Below are 1,204 nucleotides of genomic sequence, written 5' to 3' on the forward strand. Positions count from 1 at the left end.
TGACCTGCCCCCGGTTTTAGTCCGAACTGCAGTTAGAGTCCGAGGTTAAAAACTGCTGTTTTGCATCGTGCGCCCGAGCGAACTGCGCAGGCGTCAGATAGCCGAGCGAACTATGAGGCCGCTCGGTGTTGTACTCGATACGCCATTCCTCAATCAGCCGCTTGGCGTGGCGCATTGAGACGAACCAGTGCTCGTTCAGGCATTCGTCGCGGAACCGCCCGTTGAAGCTCTCGATATAGGCATTTTCCACCGGCTTGCCAGGCCGAATGAACGACAGCGTGACACCGGCTTCGTAGGCCCATGCATCCAGCACCTTACCAGCGAACTCCGGCCCATTGTCGACCGTGATGGATGCGGGTAAGCCTCGCATCTCCTTGAGCCGCTCGAGCACTTGCTGCACTCGTAAGCCCGGCAGCGATGTATCGACCTCGATGGCCAAGCACTCGCGCGTGTAGTCGTCGACCACGTTCAGGCATCGAAACCGCCGACCATAGGCCAGCCCGTCAGAAACGAAGTCCATCGACCAGCTCTGATTCGGGCCTGTTGGTAACGGCAGCGGCGTGCGCTCGACAGCCGCAATACGCTTGCGTCGCCGCTTGCGCACGCTCAGCCCCGCCTTGCTGTACAGGCGCCAGATGCGCTTGTGGTTGGCGAAGCAGCCATCCCGCTGCAACAGCACGTGAATCCGGCGATAGCCGTAGCGGCGCTTCTGCGCGGCGATGGCCATCATCCGGCCAGTCAGCGCTTCGTCATCAACTCGGCGGCGTGATTCGTAGTGGAACAGCGAGCGCGAAATCCCTACCAGCCCGCAGGCCCGGGTAACACCCATGGCACGTTCGGTCATCAATATCCGGACCGCTTCGCGCTTGGCCTGCGGGCTTGCTACTTTCGAGCCAGCAGGTCCTTCAGCGCGGCGTTGTCGAGCATTGATTCGGCCAACAGGCGCTTGAGCTTGTTGTTCTCCTGCTCTAGTTCCTTCAAGCGCTGCGCTTCGGAGACCGTCATCCCGCCGAACTTCGCTTTCCAGTTGTAGTAGGTCGCTTCCGAGATGCCGTACTTGCGGCACAGCTCCGCCGGCTTCAGGCCAGCCTCGGCTTCCTTCAAGATGCCGATGATTTGTTCTTCGGTGAATCGCTTTTTCATTGCCGTTCCTCTCTGGAACGGACTCTACACCGTCACCGTACTAAATGCGGGGAGCAGGTCA

1 protein-coding gene is annotated in these 1,204 nt (G+C 60.0%); it reads right to left on the reverse strand.

The features are described 5' to 3' along the window. Positions 1–16: 16 nt before the first annotated feature. Positions 17–1,143, reverse strand: a protein-coding gene (locus tag C4B30_RS34975) for an IS3 family transposase (protein WP_089499171.1) whose coding sequence is annotated in 2 segments (ribosomal slippage) — positions 17–903 and positions 903–1,143 — 1,128 coding nt in all. Because the reading frame shifts where the segments join, the coding sequence is not laid out codon by codon here. Between the last annotated feature and the right edge of the window lie 61 nt (positions 1,144–1,204).

Source organism: Burkholderia sp. BE12 (assembly GCF_002959955.1).
GTDB lineage: Bacteria > Pseudomonadota > Gammaproteobacteria > Burkholderiales > Burkholderiaceae > Burkholderia.